The organism is Diaphorobacter limosus, assembly GCF_033100095.1.
Classification (GTDB): Bacteria; Pseudomonadota; Gammaproteobacteria; order Burkholderiales; family Burkholderiaceae_C; genus Alicycliphilus; species Alicycliphilus limosus.
Genome location: NZ_CP136921.1, coordinates 3,015,842 through 3,034,513, shown reverse-complemented (window position 1 = coordinate 3,034,513; position 18,672 = coordinate 3,015,842). Strand labels below are relative to the sequence as shown.

The following is an 18,672-nucleotide window of genomic DNA, read 5'->3' as shown; positions in this document are numbered from 1 at the left end:
TGCCGTTAGTTGGGCGGGTCGGTATCGACGAGCAGCTCGCGCAGGTCGCGCGCGAAGCCCTCCAGGTCGGCCTCGATGCGGGCGCTGACGCGGCCGAACCAGTTGTAGGCCAGCACGGCGGGGATGGCCACCGTCAGGCCGGCTGCGGTCATGATCAGCGCCTCGCCCACGGGGCCGGCCAGGCGCTCTATGCTGATCTGCTCGGCCCCGGTGAGCGCCGTGAGCGCGTGGTAGATGCCCCACACCGTGCCCAGCAGGCCCACGAAGGGCGCGGTGGAGCCAACGGTGGCCAGCAGCACCTGGCCGAATTGCAACCGGCCCAGCACGCCATGCAGCGCATCGCGCAGCACGCGCGTGAGGCGCTGCGACAGGCTGCCCTGACTGGCCAGGGCACCGGCCTGGGCAGCTTCGACCTGCTGCGCCGCGCGCACCAGGGGCAGGATCAGCGCTTCGCGGTCGAAGGCGGGCAGGCGCTCGGCCGCGGTGGCCAGGGTGGGTGCCTGCCAGAAGGCGGCCGTGCAGCGCGGCATGTCCACATGGGCGCGGCGCATCAGGCGCAGCTTCCAGAAGATGACGACCCAGCTGGCCACCGACATGACCAGCAGCAGCGCCGCCGTGGCCTGCGTGACCGCATCCCCCTGGCGCAACCAGTGCAGGCCGTCCATGTGCCCTTACTTCAGGTTCAGCACGTCGAACATGTCGAACATGCCCGCACGTTGTCCGGCCAGGTAGCGCACGGCGCGCAGGCTGCCCTGGGCGTAGCCGGCGCGGCTGCTGGACTTGTGCGTGATCTCCACGCGTTCGCCGGTGCCGGCGAACAGCACCGTGTGGTCGCCCACGATGTCGCCGCCGCGCACGGTGGCAAAGCCTATGCTGCCGCTCTTGCGCTCACCGGTGTGGCCGTAGCGCTCGTACACGGCGCGGTCGGCCAGCAGCGTGCCCTGGGCCTGGGCAATCACCTCGCCCATCTTCAGTGCCGTGCCCGAGGGCGCATCCACCTTGTGCTTGTGGTGCGCCTCGATGATCTCGATGTCGTAGCCCGCATCCAGCGCCTGCGCCGCCATTTGCAGCAGCTTGAGCGTGACGTTCACCCCCACGCTCATGTTGGGCGCGAACACCATGGCCACGCGGCGCGCGGCGGCGTCCAGCTCGGCCTTCTGCGCATCGGTGAAACCCGTCGTGCCTATGACCATCTGCACGCCCAGCTCGGCACAGATGGCGGCATGCGCCAGCGTGCCCTCGGGGCGCGTGAAGTCGATCAGCACGTCGGCGTTCTGCAGGCCCGCGCGCAGGTCGGCGGTAATGGCGACACCGCTGGCGCGGCCCAGGAAGGCCGCCGCGTCCTGGCCCACGGCGGGGCTGCCGGCCAGATCCAGGGCTCCGGCCAGCAGGCAGTCATCGCTGGCGCAAATGGCCTCGATGAGCATGCGGCCCATGCGGCCGGAGGCGCCGGCGACGGCCACGCGGCGCTGTGCGGTAGAGGAGGTAGAGGTCATGTCGGCTCGCAATCAAAACAAATCGGACTGGCCTGGCCAGGCCAGCCGCGGGCGCGCGACTCAGCGGCGCGATTCCAGCGGCGGGTAGCTGGCGGCGGGGGCAGGCGTGGGCGCCGCGGGGGCAGCCGAGGCCGGCTTGGCCTTGGGGAAGCGCTCCAGCTGGGCCTCGGTGGCTTCGAGCGGCGGCACCTTGGCCTGGGCCCGCCTGGAGCTGAGCGAGGCCACGAACTCGGCTTCGGAGGGCATCTCGTCGCCCTCGACACGATCGAGCATGTTGTCCTTGAAGAACACGGTGAGCTTGCGCGTCTGCGCCGGCACGTCCGGGCGCTTCAGGGTAAACACATATTCCCAGCGGTCGCCATGGAACAGACTCACCATCAGCGGCGTGCCCAGGATCTCGCGCACCTGCTGGCGCCCCATGCCGGGCTGCAGCGCCTGCACCTGCTCGCGCGAGATGAAGTTGCCCTGCACCACGTCCACCTTGTAGGGCGTGACCATGCTGGCCAGGCGCTCGCCGGTGCCGGCGCAACCGGCCAGGCCGGTGCACAGGCCCAGGGCCGACAACACAATGGCGCCCCGGCGGGCGCCCCAACAGGCGGGAGCAAACATGGGTCTATGCATAGGGGATATGATCCGGGCCATTGTAGCGGCCGGGGCCTTGCGCACAGCCCGCGGGGCTCTCCCAGCTGATTTCGCCCTGGCACCAGAAAGAACCTGTCATGACGAACATCGACGAACTCAAAAGCACCGGCCTCAAGGCCACCCTGCCACGGCTGAAGATCCTGGAGATCTTCCAGAAGGGCACGCAGCGCCACATGACGGCCGAGGACGTGTTCCGCGTGCTGCTCGACGAGCGCTCGGACATCGGCCTGGCCACGGTGTACCGCGTGCTGACGCAGTTCGAGCAGGCCGGCATCCTGATCCGCAGCAGTTTTGAGAGCGGCAAGGCGATCTACGAACTCAACGAGGGCCAGCACCACGACCATTTCGTGTGCACGGTCTGCAGCAAGGTGGAAGAGTTCTACGACCCCGAGATCGAGAAGCGCCAGAACCTGATCGCCAAGGACAAGGGCTGGGTGATCCACGACCACTCGATGGCGCTGTACGGCCAATGCGCCGACTGCGCGAAGAAACGCTGATCAGGCGCCGCTGCCGCTTTCCATGGCCCGGCGGTGGCGCTCCAGGAACTCCTGGTAGGTGTCTATGCCGCGCAACTGCAGGATGGTATTGCGCACCGCCGCCTCGACCAGCACGGCGATGTTGCGTCCGGCCACCACCTGCACAACCACCTTGAGCACGGGCACGCCCAGCACGTCCTGGGTGAGCGGCTCGTAGGGCATGCGCTCGTAGTCGCGCTCCATGGTCTCCTTGCGCACGAGGTGCACGATGAGCTTCAGGCGCATGCGCCGGCGCACGGCCGATTCGCCAAAGATGGCGCGGATGTCCAGCAGGCCTATGCCGCGCACCTCGAGCAGGTTTTGCAGCAGCTCCGGGCACTTGCCCTCGATGGTGGTCTGGTTGATGCGGTACAGATCCACCGCATCGTCGGCCACCAGGCCATTGCCGCGCGAGATCAGCTCCAACCCCAGCTCGCTTTTGCCCAGGCCGGATTCGCCCGTGATCAGCACGCCCAGGCCCAGGATGTCCATGAACACGCCATGCATGGTGGTGCGGTCGGCGAAATGCTTGGACAGGTAGGTGCGCAGCACGTCGATGATGAAGGCCGCCGACTCGTGCGTGGCAAACAGCGGGATCTGCGCACGCTCGCACATCGACACCAGCTCGTCCGGCGCCTGCTGGCCGTCGGCCAGCACCAGCACCGGGGGCTCCAGCGTGACGATGCGCGCAATGCGGCGTTCGCAGTCCTCGGGCGTGGCGTTGGTCAGGTAGGCGATCTCGCGCTCGCCCAGCACCTGCGTGCGATAGGGATGGATGTAGTTCAGGTAGCCCACCAGATCGGCGCTGGAGCGCGCGGCGCGCACGGCGACCTCGGTGAAGCGCCGCTCCGATGCCCCCAGGCCGGCGATCCACTGCCATTTCAGCAGGACGCGGAACTCCTCGAAGAGCGCATCGGCACTGACGACGTTGGGTTTCACGGCGGCTGGCGGGCGGGTGTCGGGCTCATCCGCCCTGGGCGGACTGCCAGCCTGAGATCATGGCGTGCAGGCTGGCGGCGTCGGTGCAGGCCTTCATGCGCTCGCGCAGGCCGCTGTCGCTGAGCAGCTCGGCGATCTCGGAGAGGATTTCCAGGTGCTTTTGCGTCGCCGCCTCGGGCACCAACAGAAAGATCAGCAGCGCCACAGGTTGTTCGTCGGGGGCGTCAAAGCCGATGGGATGCGCCAGCTGGAACACCGCCGCCATGGGCGACTTGAGCCCCTTGATGCGGCCATGCGGAATAGCCACGCCGTGGCCCAGGCCGGTGGAGCCCAGGCGCTCGCGGGCAAACAGGCTGTCGGTGATCAGGGCCCGGGACAGGCCGTGCTGGCTCTCAAACAGCAGCCCGGCCTCCTCGAACGCACGCTTCTTGCTGGTGGCATCGACGCTCACGAGCACTTGTGCGGCAGGCAATATGGAAGCTAGTCGATTCATGGTCAGTAGGTAACGATTATGCACGCCTAGCGGAAACCCTGAAAGTGTATCTGTCGGCAACAAAAAACCGCCACGGGGGCGGTTGCTGCGCCAGCCGCCGCATGGGCGATGGCGCGGGCCAGGGCAGGCACGGCTGTCAGGACGCCGCGGCGGCCGCCTGGGCCGTGGCGCGGCGCAGGCCGGCCTGGTGATCCTGCTGGCGATCCTTGTGGCGCACGACCATGCGGTCGAGCTTGTCCATCAGTTCATCGATGGCCGCATACAGGTCGAAATGGGCGCTCTCCACGAACAGGTCATTGCCTTTCACATGCAGCGTGCATTCCGCGCGCTGGCGTTTTTCCTTCTCCTTTTGCTTCTCTACGGTCAGTAGTACCTTCACGTCCACCACTTGGTCGAAGTGGCGAATGATGCGATCCAGCTTGGTGGTCACATAGCTACGCAAGGCCGGGGTCACTTCGAGATGATGACCGCTGATCGTCAAATTCATAGACAAGCCTCCTTCAATTGAACAATGCCGCCCACCCGATTGGAAGCTGGGCGACCGGGGATGGCATGCGCACATCCCTGGATTCACTATGCGCGTGCCGGCCGTGGAACGCAACGCCTTTCCTGGCCCGCGGATATGGGATATGCGGAACAAATGTCAAACCAGCAGAAATGTTCCACAATGGGCCGGCTTTCCCCTGCGCGCGGCGCCCGCCTGCGCAACCCGGGCGCACCGCTAGAATGGGCCGCTTTCGCTGCGCCCGTCGGCGCAGCCGATTCGTTTTGCGCGCGCCTGCCCCACCGACATGACCCAGCCCAGCACCCCTGCCCTGCACACCTCCGCCCTGACCTCGCTGCCGCTGCTGGCGCGCGGCAAGGTGCGCGACAACTACGCCGTGGGGGACGACCGCATCCTGATGGTGGCCAGCGACCGGCTCTCGGCCTTTGACGTGATCATGGGCGAGCCGATTCCCGGCAAGGGCGAACTGCTCACGCGCATGGCGCTGTTCTGGTTTGACAAGCTGGGGCATATCGTGCCCAACCACCTGACGGGCGAGGCACCCGAGAGCGTGGTCACGCCCGCCGAGGCACCCCAGGTGCGCGGCCGCTCCATGCTGGTGCAGCGCCTCAAGCCCCTGCCCATCGAGGCCGTGGTGCGCGGCTACCTGGCCGGCAGCGGCTGGAAGGAATACCAGCAGTCGCGCTCGGTCTGCGGCGTGCCGCTGCCGGACGGCCTGACCAACGCCGCCAGGCTACCGCACAGCATTTACACCCCCGCCGCCAAGGCTGCGGTGGGCGAGCATGACGAGAACATCACCTTCGAGCGCACGGTGGAGATGGTGGGCCCGGAGCTGGCCACGCAGATCCGCGACATCAGCATCCGCCTGTACGAGGCCGCGGCCGCGATGGCCCTGGAAAAGGGCATGATCATTGCCGACACCAAGTTCGAGTTCGGCCTGGACGGCAATGGCCGCCTGGTGCTGATGGACGAAGTGCTGACGCCCGACAGCTCGCGCTACTGGCCCGTCGAGGGCTACGCCGACGCCCTGGCCAAAGGCGAGAACCCGCCCAGCTACGACAAGCAGTTCGTGCGCGACTGGCTGGAGCAGGCCCAGGTGGGCGGCAAGCCCTGGGACAAGACCGCGCCCGCGCCGCGCCTGCCGCGCGAGGTGGTGGAAAACACCGCCGCCAAGTACCGCGAGGCGCTACAGCGGCTCACCGCCTGACCAGGGCCGCATCACGAGGGCTGCAGCGGCGGCTCGTCGTCGTCTGGCGGCGGCTCGCCGCGTTCCTCGGCCACGAAGCGCAGCACGGGCTTGCCGGCCCGATCGCGCAGCTCCAGGCTGCGGCCCTGCTGCCAGTAAGCACGCACCGCATCCAGCCGCTCGAGGTAGGCCAGCTCGCTGGTGCCGTCCTGCAGGCACAGGCGCAGGCCCGACACCAGGGCATCGAAGCGCAACTGCCCCCCGTCTACCTGGTAGCGCGCGGCGAAGCGGTTGCAGCCGCCCGAGCCCATGGCCCGGTCGGAGTCGCGCGCCAGCACCAGATGGGCGGCATCGGCCCCGTCCGCCGGCGCTGCCAGGTCGGCGCCATCCACCAGTTCGATCAGCTTCCAGTAGGTTTGGCGCAGGGGTACGCTGGCGTTCAGCGTGGCCTCCTGCAAGGGCCGGCGCGCCAGGATCACATCCACATGGCGGAACGCGGGGCTGAGCAGCACCGGGTGCACGCCCGGCGTGTCCAGCAGCAGGCGCCCCTGCTGCGTGACCGCGGCATGCACCTCATAGCGGCCCCGCGGTTGTATCAGCGCCTGGCGGTAGGGGATGCGCAATTCATAGGGCAGCGGCCCGGCCGGGGCGATGCGCTGGCGCGCCAGCACCAGGGGCGGCTCGCCCACCTGCGTGACATCCACCAGGGCGGCATCGAACACCGCGTCAGGGGGGATGTAGAGCCGCTCGCGCGCGATGACGGTGCCGGTGATGAAGGCATCGGGCGGCGGTACGCTGGCGCAGCCGGCCAACAGCGCCGCCAGCGCCAGCCACGCGCGGCGGCGCCAGCTCAACTCAGCACGACGCTGGACAGGCGCCGGCGGTAGCTGGCCAGCACCGGATCCTCGGGCGGGATCTGGCCCTCGGCGACCTTGACCCGGGGCGGCTCGATGAGCTCCAAGATGGCGATATAGGTCTTGCGCGCGGCCTCCTCGTTCCAGCCCTTGTCGCGCATCAGGATTTCCAGCAGCTCGTCCATGGCGTCCGTCCAGCGCTGCTGGGCCATGAGCCAGCGGGCGCGGCCGTAGCGCGCCTCGAAATCACGCTTGTTGGCGGCAATCTTTGCATCAAATTCGGCTCCAGCGCCCGCCCCATAAGCGCCTGCAGTTACAAAATCAAGAGCATCCATCCAGGCCTTGAGCGCGCCCAGGCGGCGCGAGCCCTCGGCCTTGGCGATCACCGGGGCGAAGGCCACCTTGGCGTCGTCCTCGCGGCCCTGCTGCAGCAGCAGTTTGACGTAGTCAAAGCGCGCCTCTTCGTTGGCCGGGTCGGTCAGCACGGCCTGCTGCAGCGCCTCCAGCGCGCCCGCGGTGTCGCCGCCGGCCAGGGCCTCCTGGGCCTGTTCCTCCTGCTCCTCGGCCTGCAACTCCTCGGCGCTGGGCAGGTGCTTGTCCAGAAAGGCGCGCAGCTGGCCCTCGGGCAGGGCGCCGGTGAAGCCGTCCACCGGCTGGCCGTTCATCATCAGCACGCAGGTGGGAATGCTGCGGATGCCGAACATCGCCGCCAGCTGCTGCTGCTGGTCGGAGTCGATCTTGGCCAGCGTGAAGCGGCCGGCGTAGGCCACCTCCAGCTTCTCCAGCACCGGGCCCAGCGTCTTGCAGGGGCCGCACCAGGGCGCCCAGAAGTCCACCAGCACGGGCGTGGTCATGGAGGCGGCAACCACCTCGGCTTCAAAGTTTTCTACGGTGACATCGATCATGTGTTGGCAATCCCGGTGATGCGGCGGCGCGCGAGTTAACAAGGTCAACGGCGATTCTCGGACATATTCCCGGCGCCGGGGTGCGCCAGGCCGGCAAACGCAGTCCGGGCATAAAACGTAAAATCGCGGGTTTCCCCTTGCGGGCGTGACCTGCCCATCCCTTACATGAACCCCATACAGATCGGCGTGGTCATGGGCTCCAGCAGCGACTGGGACACCATGCAGCACGCGGTAGCCATCCTCGAGCAGTTCGGCGTCGCGCACGAGGCCCAGGTGGTCTCGGCCCACCGCATGCCCGACGACATGTTCCGCTACGCCGAGAGTGCCGCCAGCCGCGGCCTGCAGGCCATCATCGCCGGCGCGGGCGGCGCGGCGCATCTGCCGGGCATGATCGCCGCCAAGACCGTGGTGCCGGTGTTGGGCGTGCCTGTGGCCAGCCGCCATCTGCAGGGGGTGGATTCGCTGCACTCCATCGTGCAGATGCCCAAGGGCGTGCCCGTGGCCACCTTTGCCATTGGCGCGGCCGGGGCGGCGAATGCGGCGCTGTTTGCCGTGGCCCTGCTGGCGAACCACGACCCGGCGCTGCGCCAGAAGCTGGAGACCTTCCGCGCCGAGCAGACGGCCGCCGCGCGCGCCATGACGCTGCCGCCGGTGGCCGCATGAGCGCCGATCAGGACGTGATCCTGCCCGGCGCCACGCTGGGCGTGCTCGGCGGCGGGCAGCTCGGGCGCATGTTCGTGCAGGAGGCCCAGGCCATGGGCTACTTCACCGCCGTGCTCGATGCCGACCCCACCAGCCCCGCCGGCCTGGTGAGTCACCACCATATCCGCACCGGCTACGAGGACGCGCAGGGCCTGGCCGAGATGGCGCGCCTGTGCGCCGCCGTGACCACCGAGTTCGAGAACGTGCCGGCCGCGGCGCTCGATCTGCTGGCGCAGACGCGGCGCGTGTCGCCCGCAGGCAGCGCCGTGGCCATTGCCCAGGACCGCGCGGCCGAGAAGGCGCACTTTGTGCGCTGCGGCGTGCCCGTGGCGCCGCATGCGCTGATCGAATCGCCCGAGCAGATGGCGGCCGTGCCCGCAGACCTGCTGCCCGGCATCCTGAAAACCGCGCGCATGGGCTACGACGGCAAGGGCCAGGCGCGTGTGTCCACGCCGGCCGAGCGGGCCGCCGCCTGGCAAGACTTGGGCGGCGTGCCCTGCGTGCTCGAAAAAATGCTGCCGCTGGCGCAGGAATGCTCGGTCATCGTCGCGCGCGGCCGTGACGGCGCCATGGTGCACCTGCCGGTGCAGCGCAACCTGCACCGGGGCGGCATTCTGGCCGTGACCGAGGTTTATGAGCAAAATCTGCCGCCAGCGCTTGCCGCCCAAGCGCTGGCAGCTGCTAAATCAGTAGCAGATGGCCTGCACTACGTGGGTGTGCTGTGCGTCGAGTTTTTCGTGCTGCAGGACGGCAGCCTGGTGGTCAACGAGATCGCCCCGCGCCCGCACAACAGCGGCCACTACAGCCAGGACGCCTGCGACGTCTCGCAGTTCGAGCTGCAGCTGCGCTGCATGACCGGCCTGCCGCTCACGCAGCCGCGCCTGCACAGCCCGACCATCATGCTGAACCTGCTGGGCGACCTGTGGTTTGCCCAGGGCGATGCGCCCGTCACCCCGGCCTGGGAACAGGTACTGGCCTTGCCCGGCTGCCACCTGCGCCTGTACGGCAAGCGCGACGCAAAACGCGGGCGCAAGATGGGCCACCTGAACGTGACCGGCGCCACGCCCGAGGCGGTGCGCGCCGTGGCGCTGCAGGCGGCGGCCATTCTCGGCATAGCGCCGTTCTGAGGGGCCGCGCGTGATCATCGACGGCAAGCTCGATGCCTCGGTGCAGGCCGCCGCGCAGGCGCTGGCGCGCGGCGCGCTGCTGGGCCTGCCGACCGAGACGGTGTACGGCCTGGCGGCCGATGCCGACAACGACGCCGCCGTGGCCCAGATCTTTGCCGCCAAGGGCCGGCCCGCCAACCACCCGCTGATCGTGCATGTGGCCGATGCCTCGGCCATCACCCATTACGCCAAGGAGGTGCCGCTGTTCGCGCAGCAGCTGATAGACGCCTTCTGGCCCGGGCCCCTCACGCTGATCCTGCCGCGCCTGCCTGCCGCGGCGCGCGCCTCCACCGGCGGGCAGGACAGCGTGGGCCTGCGCTGCCCGGCCCACCCCGTGGCCCATGCGGTGCTGGCGGCCTGCCAGCGGCTCGATCCGCCCGTCTGGGGCGTGGCCGCGCCCAGCGCCAATCTGTTCGGCAAGGTCAGCCCGACCACGGCGCAGCATGTGGCAGAGGCCTTTGGCGACCAGCTGCTGGTGCTGGACGGCGGCCCCTGCGCCGTGGGGATCGAATCGACCATCATCGACTGCACGCGCGGCCTGCCCGTGCTGCTGCGCCCGGGCGCCATCTCGCGCGCCGACGTGCGCCGCGTTTGCGGCATAGAACTACTATCAAAAGAAGAGCTGCCTACGCATACTCCACGAGCGCCAGGCACGCTTTTGGCTCATTACGCCCCGACGGCGCGCGTGCGCCTGATGGATGCCAGGCAACTGCAGGCCGGCCTGGACATACTGGGCGCCGACGCCGCCCATCTGGCCGTCTATGCGCGCGCGCCGCTGCGCTCGGCATCGTCGAAAATCACTCTGCGCCGCATGCCCGATGATGCCGCCGCCGCCGCCCAGCAGCTGTTTGCCGTGCTTCGCGGCTTTGACGATGCCGGCGCGCGCCTGATCTGGATCGAGGCCCCGCCCGACACCCCCGACTGGGAAGGCGTGCGCGACCGCCTGCAACGCGCCGCGGCGGCCGGCTGAACACCAAGGCTTAAACTCTCGCACTCTTGAATCCGGAGATATACATGGCAGCAAATTGGATGCGCCGCAGCTTTGTGGCCGCCACCTGTGCAACGACCGCCCTGCTGGCGGCCTGTGGTTCCAGCAGCATCGACTCGGCGATCGCGCCGACGCGCATCATCACCTTTGGCGATGCAATGGCCGACGTGGGGCAAAAGGGCAGCGGCTACACCGTCAATGACGGCAGCCTCTTCAACTGGACGCAGCAGCTGGCCTCGCACTACGGCCTGGTGCTCAAGCCGGTCTCCGCCGGCGGCACCAGCTACGCCCAGGGCAATGCGCGCATCAGCGCCACGCCCGACGCCGCCGGCAATGCCGGCACGCCGACCGTGAAGCAGCAGATCGACCAGTTTCTGGCCAACCCGCAGTTCAAGGCGGACGACGTGATCCTGATCAGCGCCGGCGCCAGCGACATCATTGCCGGCATGGCCGCCGTGCAGGCCGCGGCGCAGACCGAGGCCCAGTATGTCGCCGCCACCGGCCAGGCCGGCAAGGATCTGGCGGCGCAGATCGGCCGCCTGTCCGATGCCGGTGCCAAGCACATCGTGGTCACCGGCAGCTACGACCTGGAGCGCAGCCCCTGGGCCAAGGCCCTGGGCAAGCAGGCCCTGATCCACCAGGCCAGCCTGAGCTTCAACGACGAGCTGAAGGTGGCCATCAAGGACATGGGCAAGACGGTGCTCTACGTGGATCTGGCCTACTACGTCAACCTGTTCGAGGCCAACCCCGGCGGCAATGGCTTCAACAACGGCAAAGACCCCGTCTGCACCTCGGTGGACGCCGGCCCCGGCATTGGCATTGGCGCGGGCCAGGTGAACTCGGCCCTGTGCACGCCCAGCACGATAGTCGCGGGCGCCGACTACAACCGCTATGTCTTTGCCGACAAGGTCTACCTGACGCCCAACGCCCAGCGCCTGTTCGGCGACTACGCCCAGCAGACCCTCAGCCATCGCTGGTGATCGCCCCCCGCCACGGCGGCGCACAAAAAAAGCCGGCCCTGGGCCGGCTTTTTTGCGCCCGCAAGGGTTGGGCGGTCAGAACGTGTAACCCAGGTGGACGGTGAACACCACGGGGTGGAAGCGGATGTCGATGTTGCGCTGCACACCGGCGGTGGTGGTGGTAAGCCGGCTCTTCACGCGTGCCGTCGCCAGGGCTCCGGTGACCGACCAGCGCTCGTCGATGCGGTAGCTCAGGCCCACCTGGCCCGCCAGGCCCCAGGAGTCGGTCAGGCGGATGTCGGTGGGGCCGCCGTTGAGGGCGTTGTTGGCTTGCGTGGACTTGCGCTTGTCGAAGTTGGTGTAGTTCAGCCCCAGGCCGACGAAGGGGCGCCACTGGCTGCTGGCATCGCCAAACTTGTAGTTGAGGAACAGCGTGGGCGCGATCTGGCGCACCTCGGCCAGCTTCTGGCCATTGAAGGCCGCGATATGCGGCGGCAGGTTGCCGGCGATGCGGGCCGTCACGTCATGCGTGGGCGGGTAGCCCAGGGCCAGCTCCAGCTCCATGTTGGGGTTCAGGCCATAGGCCAGCGACAGAAAGGCCGTGGCCTTGTTCTTCACGTCGATGCTGATGCCCGACGGCGGACCGGGCAGCATGGGGCCGACGGCGTCGGTGGCCGTGGAATGCGGCGCGATATGCGTCAGGCCGCCGCGCACGCTCCATTGCGCCGAGGCCGTGCCGCACAGCGCCAGCAGCGCCACGCCGATCAGGGTTGAAGAAATTTTGCGTTGCATGTCGTCAGTCCTTCTTGTCTTGTTGCTCAACCGCCAGATGCCAGCACCTGCTGGAAGAAGGCGCGCGCGGCCACATTGCAGAACGGCGGCACCAGCGAGCCGTGGTAGGCCTGCACCACCGCATTGGCGCCACCCTGGGCGGCGGCGCCGGCCTTGGCCTGGGCAAAGCCGGCCTTGACGGCGGCAAACGGGTCGGCCGCGCCGGCGCTGGCCGAGTCCACGTCCAGCACCGTCAACAGGCCGGCCGGCAAGGCCAGCGGCGATGCCGGGTTGGACCACAGGTTCTGCATCAGCGCGGTGTTGGCGCCATAGAACACCGTCGGGTCGGCATTGCCGCCGCACAGCAGCACCGGGCGCTGGGGCTTCCAGTTGCGCAGATCGTTGGCCTTGAAGGCCTTGCGCAGCGGATGCTGCGGTGCGGCCGCCTGGGCGCCGGTGGTGGCATTGGGCACGGCGCCGTCGGGATTGGCGGCGGCATCCTGCAGGTAAGCCAGGCGGGCGCTGTTCTTGACCAGGTTGTTGCTGCCAAAGCCCAGGGCGAACAGCGGCGCCAGCGCCGGCGGCTGGGTCGGCGGCGTGATGGCGGCGAAGGCCGGAGCCGGCGGCGTGCTGCTGAACAGCTGCGTCTGCGGCAGCTTGCCCTGGGCCACCAGCGTGGCCAGCGGCGTGGCCGATGGCAGCAGCTGCTCGATACCCGTGGCATAGGCCGCCTCGAACATGTCCGATGGCTGGGCGTAGAGGTTGCCGTAGGCCTTCTGGTAGCTGGCCGCCAGCAGGGGCGTGAACACCGTGGCACCCAGGTTCACGTTGCCGTAATACACGGCGTCGCCAAAGGCGCCCAGCGCGTAGGGGCCGGACATGGGCGCCGATGCGGTCACCGGCTGACCTGCCGCCTGCAGCGCACGGTGTGTGGCCATGGCGACATGGCCGCCCTGCGAATAGCCGGCGACGAGCAGCTTGCCGCCGTCCTGGCTGCCGATGCGCGGCAGCGCCTTGCGCGCGGCGGCCAGCGCGTCGAGCATGTCCTTGGACTGCTGGTCGGCATTCAGGTAGGGGTGGTAGCCGAGCTTGGAGACGTCATAGCCGGCGTAGTTGGGCGCCACCACGATGAAGCCCTGGGCCGCGTACATCGCGGCCAGCAGCGAGCCCTCGGAGGCGCCGGGGCGTGCGGGCTCGGTGATGTCGGCGATGTTGTAGGCGCGGTCGGTGGTCGTGCCATGGGCATACAGCACCACCGGGCGGGCGCCGCCGCAGCCCGCGACACCGCCCGTGGGCACCATCAGCGCACCCGAGGCATTGGTTTTTTCGCCGGCACCGCCGACGGTGCCGTACTCGATGTAGTGCACGTCCACGCCACACTTGGGCGCGCCCGCCAGGGCCAGCAGGCTCTGGCCGCTGGGGCTGGCCGCCAGCCTGTCCTTGAACTCGCCCGCCGACAGCGCCGTGACGCGCAGCGGCGGGTTGTGCATGAGCGAGCCGCGCGCGCCGCTCAGGTCGGTTTCGGTGCTGCCACCGAGGTCGGATCCGCCTCCACAGGCGGCGAGCATTGCCGCGGCGCTGACCATGGTCAGCCCAAGCCATTGGTTCATTGATGTTCTCCTAAAATAAAACGAACGGTCGTTCTTTTTCAGGCGGCGATGTTAATCCGGCAACCACTGAAGTCAGGGGCGGGTAACTACCAATGCGACACGAAATTTCACGCGCGGCAGATCTGCATCCAGCGTTCAGTCGGCCGCGCTCCAGGCAATCAGCGCATCCAGCGCCGGCCTGGCCGCACCGGCGTTCGGGTGATTCACCATGGCCACCAGCACATAGCGCTGACCGCTGGCGGCCAGGACATAGCCGGCCAGGGCCGTCACGTCGCGCAGGCTGCCGCTCTTGAGATGCGCCGCGCCGCTGACCAGGGCCGGCCGGCGGCGCAGCGTGCCATCCACGCCGACGATGGGCAGCGAGGCCACGAACTCCGGCATCACCGGCGAGGCCCAGGCCTGCTGCAGCATGCGCGCCAGCGCGCGTGGGCTCAGGCGCGCGGCGCGGCTCAGGCCGGCGCCGTTGTCCACCACCGGCTGGTCGGTCGGTCCCAGGCGCTCCTGCCACCATTGCGCGAGCACGCCACGCGCGGCATCAAAGCTGCCCTGGCCGGCCTTTTGCAGCCCCAGCGTGAGCAGCAGCTGCTGGGTCATGACGTTGTTGCTGTGCTTGTTGATGTCGCGCACCACCTCGGCCAGCGGCGGTGATGGGTTGCTGTACGCCGGCTGCAGCCCTGCGGGCACCTGGCCGTCGCGCACGCGGCCCGCGAGCCTGCCGCCCAGCTCGCGCCACATGCCCTCCACGGCGCGCGCCGCATAGCCGCTGGGGTCGGACGGCGCCACGGACCATTCGCGCGCGCCGCAGGCCGCCGGGTAGGCGCCCTGGAAGGCGATGCGTTCGGCATGGGTCAGTTCGGCCTGCAGGCCCATGCGCCAGTCGCCGCAGGCCGTACCGGCGGGCGCCAGCGGCACGCTGGTGGGCAGCTGCAGGCGCGCCAGGGGCGGCTCGTAGCGCACATGGGCCACGCCGGCGGCGGTATCGGGCGTGAAGCCCATGGCCACGGCCTTGTAGTTCAGCAGCAGGGCGTCGGGCGCGGCGTTGTAGGGACGCCAGGGCTCGCCGTCAAAATCGGCCGCATCGTGCGCGGGCAGGGCAAAGGCACTGCGGTCGAGCACGATGTCGCCGTCGATGGCATCGATGCCCAGCGCGCGCAGGCGGCGCATGAGCAGCCACAGGCGCTCGACCACCAGCTTGGGGTCACCCCGGCCCTGGATGTAGACGTTGCCGCGCAGCCGCCCAGCCACGGGCGTTGTGTCCAGATACACCGGCGTGTCCCAGGTGAAGGCCGGGCCGAGCAGGTCCAGCGCCGCATAGGTGGTGACCAGCTTCATCACCGAGGCCGGGTTCAGCGCCTGATCCGCCTGGTGCATCAGGCGCGGTGCGGCGCGCCCCTCGACCGGCACCACCACGGCCGCCAGCGCATCCTGGGGCAAGCGGGCACGCTGCAGCGCCGCGATCACCGCGGGCGGCAGGGCAGCGGCATCCGTTGCCGGCGCCAGCCTGGCGCCAGGGTCGGCGGCGCAGGCCGTCAGGCTGGTGAGCACCAACAGGGCGCCGGCCACGCGGCGCCGGGCCGATGCGAGGGGGGAAATCAACATGCCAGCCAGTCTATCGCCCACCATCGATAATCACGCCCGCCATGAACCTGCTCGCCTTCGACACCAGCACCGACACCCTGTCCGTCGCCGTACAGCACGGCGCGCAGGTGCTTGAGCACAGCGGCCCCGGTGGCGCCCAGGCATCGACCACACTGATCCCCGCCATACGCGCACTGCTGGCGCAGGCCGGGCTCACGTTTGCGCGGCTCGATGCCGTGGTCTTCGGCCGCGGGCCGGGCTCGTTCACCGGGCTGCGCACGGCCTGCTCCGTGGCCCAGGGCCTGGCCTTTGGCGCACGCGGCGGCCTGGGGGTGCCGGTGCTGCCGGTGGACAGCCTGCTGGCCGTGGCCGAGCAGGCGCGCGCCGAGCATGGCTGCACGTGGGTGCTGGCCACGCTGGACGCGCGCATGAACGAGGTCTACTGCGCCCCCTCCCAATGGCTGCCCGACGGCGGCATGCCGGCAGGCGGGCGCTGGAGCGAACCGCAGGACTTCAGCCTGTGCGCGCCCGAGGCCGTGGTGCTGCCCGCTGGCTGGACGCTGGCCGGCAACGCCCGCGCCGCCTATGGCGCGCGCCTGGCGCCCGACTCGCCCACCGCGCCCGATGTGCCCGCCCTGCCCACGGCCGGCGCCATGCTGCGCCTGGCACCCGCGCTGCTGGCCGCCGGCAGGGCCGTGCCGGCCGACGCGGCGCTGCCGCGCTACATACGCGACAAGGTGGCGCAAACCACGGCCGAGCGCGAGGCCGCGCGCCGCGCCAGCGCGGCGCAAGCATCATGAACGCCAACCCGCGCCCCGCTGACGCCATGCAGGCGTCTTTTGCACCGCTCACGACAGAGCGCCTGGACGCGCTGCTGGCCGTGGAGCAGGCCGCCTACAGCCACCCGTGGACGCGCGGCAACTTCATTGACGCGCTGGCCGCCGGCTACCAGGCGCAGCTGCTGGTGGCGGGCGGGCAGATCCTGGGTTACTTCGTTGCCATGCCCGGGGTGCAGGAGGCCCATTTGCTCAACATCACCGTGGCCCCGGCGTTCCAGCGCCAGGGCTGGGCGCATGTGATGCTGGACGCGCTGGCCCTGTGGGCACGCGGCCAGGGCGCGCAGTGGCTGTGGCTGGAGGTGCGCGCCAGCAACACTCGCGCGCGCCAGGTGTACGAGGCCCATGGCTACCAGCAGGTGGGCCTGCGCAAGCGCTACTACCCGGCCAGCGATGGCGAACGCGAGGACGCCGTGGTCATGAGTCTGCCGCTATGAGCCTGGAACTGGACGCGCGCCAACGCGCCATGCTGCTGGAGATGGGTGTCACCGTCTGGGCCCCGGCCCCGGCCGCCGCGCCAGCGGCGCCGCCGACCAACGAGGCCGCTCCCGTCACTCGCCCCGCACCCGCCGCCACCCCGGCCCGTCCCGCAGCGCAAGCTGCCGCAGCGCCCCCCCCCACCACGCGCCGCCAGGCACCGACGCAAGCTGCCGCGCCAACCCCGGCTGCAGCCATGGCCCAGGCCGGCGGACTGCTGCTGCGCCCACCCATAGCCCTGTACCCGCAGGCCGACCCGACGGCCACGCCGCCGGAACTGGGCTCCGGCTGGCTGGTGCTGCTGGAGAGCCCGACACCGGCCGAACCCCTGGCGGGCGACAGCGGCCAGCTGCTGGACAACATGCTGCGCGCCATGCGCCTGCACCGGCACCCGCGCTGCTTCGTCGCCACCCTGTCACAGCCCCAGCCGGGCCGGCCGGCCGAGGGCGAACCGCCGGCCGCCGGCCTGCAGCAGGCCCTGACCACGCTGCGCCCGGCCATGGTGCTGGTGCTGGGCCTGGGTGCGGCGCGCGTGGTACTGGGCAGCCGCGAGCCGCTGGGGCGCCTGCGCGCCAGCGCGCACCAGCTGGCGGACGGCACGCCTGCGGTGGTCAGCTACGACCCGGCCTATCTGCTGCGCGCCCCGGAAGCCAAGGCCGCCGCCTGGATCGACCTGTGCCGCGCGCTGGCCCTGGTGCGTCGCCAGCCCGGGGCTTGAAACCACCTGGGGGCAAACGCGCGGTCACAGCGCGGTCACGACGCGAATGCGATAATTGCCGGCTTCGCAACACACGCGCCGCCTACCCGTGGAAACCTACCCCAGTTGGTAGCTTTCAGCCTCTCCCCGGTCTGACGAGGGGCTGAAAGCGCCCCCCATCACCCCTCGCAGACGCCTCAAGAACAACAGGGAGAGTGAGCCATGCTCAACATCTTTTCACTCGTCAACGGCCGCCTGGTCCAGGAAGAAATCGATTCCCTGGAGGATCAGGCGCCGCAGCATCCGATCTGGGTGGACATGGAGTCGCCCACGGTGCTGGAAAAGCGCTGGGTCAAGCAGCATTACGGCCTGGCCATCCCGCTGGACGTGATGGACGAGGACATCGAAGAGTCGGCGCGCTTCTACGAGGAAGACAACGGCGAACTGCATATCCGCAGCGACTTTCTGGTGGACGACGACGAGGAGCCGCGCTCGGTGCGCGTGGCCTTCATCCTGAACCAGCACAACACCGAGCTGAAAAGCTGCGGCGTGCTGTTTTCCATCCGCGAGGAAGACATCCCCGTGTTCCGACTGCTACGCATGCGTGCGCGCCGCGCGCCGGGGCTGATCGAGGACGCCAAGGAGGTGCTGCTGTCGCTGTTCGACACCGACGTGGAGTATTCGGCCGACACGCTGGAGGGCATCTACGACGATCTGAAGAAGGTCAGCACCCAGGTGCTGGAGGGCCATGTGACCGACGACCATGCGCAGAAGGTGCTGGCCGACATTGCCTGGCAGGAGGATTTGAACGGCCGCATACGCCGCAACATGCTGGACACGCGCCGCGCCGTCAGCTTCATGATGCGCAGCAAGATGCTCAACGCCGAGCAGTTCGAGGACGCGCGCCAGATCCTGCGCGACATCGAGTCGCTGGACAGCCACACGCAGTTCCTGTTCGACAAGATCAACTTCCTGATGGACGCCACCGTCGGTTTTTTGAACATCAACCAGAACAAGATCATCAAGATCTTCTCGGTGGCCAGCGTCGCCCTGCTGCCACCCACCTTGATCGCCAGCGTCTACGGCATGAACTTCCGCCTGATGCCCGAGCTGGAATGGGAGCATGGCTACATCTACGCCCTCTGCCTGATGATCGCCAGCGCCGTGGTGCCGATGCTGTATTTTCGCAAGCGCGGCTGGTTGAAGTAACCCCTCCCGCGCCGGTACTTCCAGCGCTTGCCGGGCAACGCCTGCGAAACGCTGCCGACCTAAGCTGGTGCCCGTGATCCCGCCCGACATGCCGACGCGCATGCCAGCGGCGGGCGCACGCAGCGCAGGAGAACCACCATGTGC

At 69.2% G+C, this 18,672-nt stretch carries 21 protein-coding genes; 10 read left to right on the top strand and 11 right to left on the bottom strand.

Annotated elements, in window-relative coordinates; genetic code table 11:
* Positions 1-5: 5 nt before the first annotated feature.
* Genes P4826_RS14530 through P4826_RS14520 form a run of 3 tightly spaced genes read right to left on the bottom strand, consistent with a single transcriptional unit; the run spans position 6 to position 2,105 of the window.
* The gene (locus tag P4826_RS14530) at positions 6-665 is read right to left on the bottom strand and encodes a MotA/TolQ/ExbB proton channel family protein (RefSeq protein ID WP_317701097.1); all 660 of its coding nucleotides are present in this window, start codon (positions 663-665) and stop codon (positions 6-8) included.
* Positions 666-671: 6 nt separating this feature from the next.
* On the bottom strand, positions 672-1,496 hold the full coding sequence (gene dapB / locus P4826_RS14525) for a 4-hydroxy-tetrahydrodipicolinate reductase (protein WP_317701096.1): 825 nt from the start codon (positions 1,494-1,496) through the stop codon (positions 672-674).
* A 60-nt stretch (positions 1,497-1,556) separates the two neighbouring features.
* Complete coding sequence (locus P4826_RS14520; RefSeq protein ID WP_425605175.1) at positions 1,557-2,105, bottom strand: outer membrane protein assembly factor BamE; 549 nt, start codon at positions 2,103-2,105, stop codon at positions 1,557-1,559.
* Between the two features lie 110 nt (positions 2,106-2,215).
* On the opposite strand from P4826_RS14520, the gene fur reads away from it, so the two are divergent.
* Positions 2,216-2,635, top strand: a complete 420-nt coding sequence (fur, locus tag P4826_RS14515; protein WP_317701094.1) for a ferric iron uptake transcriptional regulator — start codon at positions 2,216-2,218, stop codon at positions 2,633-2,635.
* On the opposite strand, the gene hprK is transcribed toward fur, so the two are convergent.
* The 3 genes from hprK to hpf all read right to left on the bottom strand — a co-directional run bounded on the left by hprK (position 2,636) and on the right by hpf (position 4,572).
* Positions 2,636-3,592, bottom strand: a complete 957-nt coding sequence (gene hprK, locus P4826_RS14510) for an HPr(Ser) kinase/phosphatase (protein WP_317701093.1) — start codon at positions 3,590-3,592, stop codon at positions 2,636-2,638.
* Positions 3,593-3,617: 25 nt separating this feature from the next.
* Positions 3,618-4,085, bottom strand: a complete 468-nt coding sequence (locus P4826_RS14505) for a PTS sugar transporter subunit IIA (RefSeq protein WP_317701092.1) — start codon at positions 4,083-4,085, stop codon at positions 3,618-3,620.
* A 136-nt stretch (positions 4,086-4,221) separates the two neighbouring features.
* A complete protein-coding gene (gene hpf, locus P4826_RS14500) occupies positions 4,222-4,572 on the bottom strand; it encodes a ribosome hibernation-promoting factor, HPF/YfiA family (protein WP_317701091.1) in 351 nt (116 codons plus the stop codon).
* 304 nt (positions 4,573-4,876) lie between these two features.
* On the opposite strand from hpf, the gene P4826_RS14495 reads away from it, so the two are divergent.
* Positions 4,877-5,797 (top strand): phosphoribosylaminoimidazolesuccinocarboxamide synthase, encoded by a 921-nt coding sequence (locus tag P4826_RS14495; protein ID WP_317701090.1) that lies wholly within the window; start codon positions 4,877-4,879, stop codon positions 5,795-5,797.
* Between the two features lie 11 nt (positions 5,798-5,808).
* On the opposite strand, the gene P4826_RS14490 is transcribed toward P4826_RS14495, so the two are convergent.
* Together P4826_RS14490 and trxA are read right to left on the bottom strand one after the other, a co-directional pair.
* Entirely contained in the window at positions 5,809-6,630 is an 822-nt protein-coding gene (locus P4826_RS14490) for a YbaY family lipoprotein (protein WP_317701089.1), read from the bottom strand.
* Entirely contained in the window at positions 6,627-7,535 is a 909-nt protein-coding gene (trxA, locus tag P4826_RS14485; RefSeq protein WP_317701088.1) for a thioredoxin, read from the bottom strand. The genes P4826_RS14490 and trxA overlap by 4 nt, the downstream gene beginning before the upstream one ends.
* Before the next feature lie 165 nt (positions 7,536-7,700).
* On the opposite strand from trxA, the gene purE reads away from it, so the two are divergent.
* From purE to P4826_RS14465, 4 genes are read left to right on the top strand one after another with little or no spacing between them, the layout of a single operon-like run.
* The gene (gene purE / locus P4826_RS14480) at positions 7,701-8,198 is read left to right on the top strand and encodes a 5-(carboxyamino)imidazole ribonucleotide mutase (RefSeq protein WP_317701087.1); all 498 of its coding nucleotides are present in this window, start codon (positions 7,701-7,703) and stop codon (positions 8,196-8,198) included.
* A complete protein-coding gene (locus tag P4826_RS14475) occupies positions 8,195-9,364 on the top strand; it encodes a 5-(carboxyamino)imidazole ribonucleotide synthase (RefSeq protein WP_317701086.1) in 1,170 nt (389 codons plus the stop codon). Before purE ends, P4826_RS14475 begins: the two co-directional genes overlap by 4 nt.
* Positions 9,365-9,374: 10 nt before the next feature.
* Positions 9,375-10,373: an L-threonylcarbamoyladenylate synthase gene (locus tag P4826_RS14470; protein WP_317701085.1), complete on the top strand. Its 999-nt coding sequence runs from the start codon at positions 9,375-9,377 to the stop codon at positions 10,371-10,373.
* Between the two features lie 44 nt (positions 10,374-10,417).
* On the top strand, positions 10,418-11,371 hold the full coding sequence (locus P4826_RS14465) for an SGNH/GDSL hydrolase family protein (RefSeq protein WP_317701084.1): 954 nt from the start codon (positions 10,418-10,420) through the stop codon (positions 11,369-11,371).
* A 75-nt stretch (positions 11,372-11,446) separates the two neighbouring features.
* Here P4826_RS14465 and P4826_RS14460 read toward each other — a convergent pair whose 3' ends face one another.
* The 3 genes from P4826_RS14460 to dacB form a co-directional block, all read right to left on the bottom strand.
* Positions 11,447-12,142 carry an OmpW/AlkL family protein gene (locus P4826_RS14460; protein ID WP_317701083.1) on the bottom strand — a complete coding sequence of 232 codons (696 nt, stop codon included), beginning with the start codon at positions 12,140-12,142 and terminating at the stop codon, positions 11,447-11,449.
* A gap of 26 nt (positions 12,143-12,168) precedes the next feature.
* Positions 12,169-13,731, bottom strand: a complete 1,563-nt coding sequence (locus tag P4826_RS14455) for an alpha/beta hydrolase family protein (RefSeq protein WP_317701082.1) — start codon at positions 13,729-13,731, stop codon at positions 12,169-12,171.
* A 135-nt stretch (positions 13,732-13,866) separates the two neighbouring features.
* The gene (dacB, locus tag P4826_RS14450) at positions 13,867-15,330 is read right to left on the bottom strand and encodes a D-alanyl-D-alanine carboxypeptidase/D-alanyl-D-alanine endopeptidase (protein ID WP_317701081.1); all 1,464 of its coding nucleotides are present in this window, start codon (positions 15,328-15,330) and stop codon (positions 13,867-13,869) included.
* Positions 15,331-15,371: 41 nt separating this feature from the next.
* On the opposite strand from dacB, the gene tsaB reads away from it, so the two are divergent.
* From tsaB to corA, 4 genes are all read left to right on the top strand, one after another.
* Entirely contained in the window at positions 15,372-16,109 is a 738-nt protein-coding gene (gene tsaB / locus P4826_RS14445; protein WP_317701080.1) for a tRNA (adenosine(37)-N6)-threonylcarbamoyltransferase complex dimerization subunit type 1 TsaB, read from the top strand.
* Positions 16,106-16,582, top strand: coding sequence for a ribosomal protein S18-alanine N-acetyltransferase (rimI, locus tag P4826_RS14440; RefSeq protein ID WP_317701079.1), 477 nt, complete (start codon positions 16,106-16,108; stop codon positions 16,580-16,582). The genes tsaB and rimI overlap by 4 nt, the downstream gene beginning before the upstream one ends.
* A complete protein-coding gene (locus P4826_RS14435; RefSeq protein WP_317701078.1) occupies positions 16,579-17,340 on the top strand; it encodes a uracil-DNA glycosylase family protein in 762 nt (253 codons plus the stop codon). Before rimI ends, P4826_RS14435 begins: the two co-directional genes overlap by 4 nt.
* A 201-nt stretch (positions 17,341-17,541) precedes the next feature.
* Positions 17,542-18,528 carry a magnesium/cobalt transporter CorA gene (corA, locus tag P4826_RS14430; protein ID WP_317701077.1) on the top strand — a complete coding sequence of 329 codons (987 nt, stop codon included), beginning with the start codon at positions 17,542-17,544 and terminating at the stop codon, positions 18,526-18,528.
* The last annotated feature ends 144 nt before the right edge of the window (positions 18,529-18,672 follow it).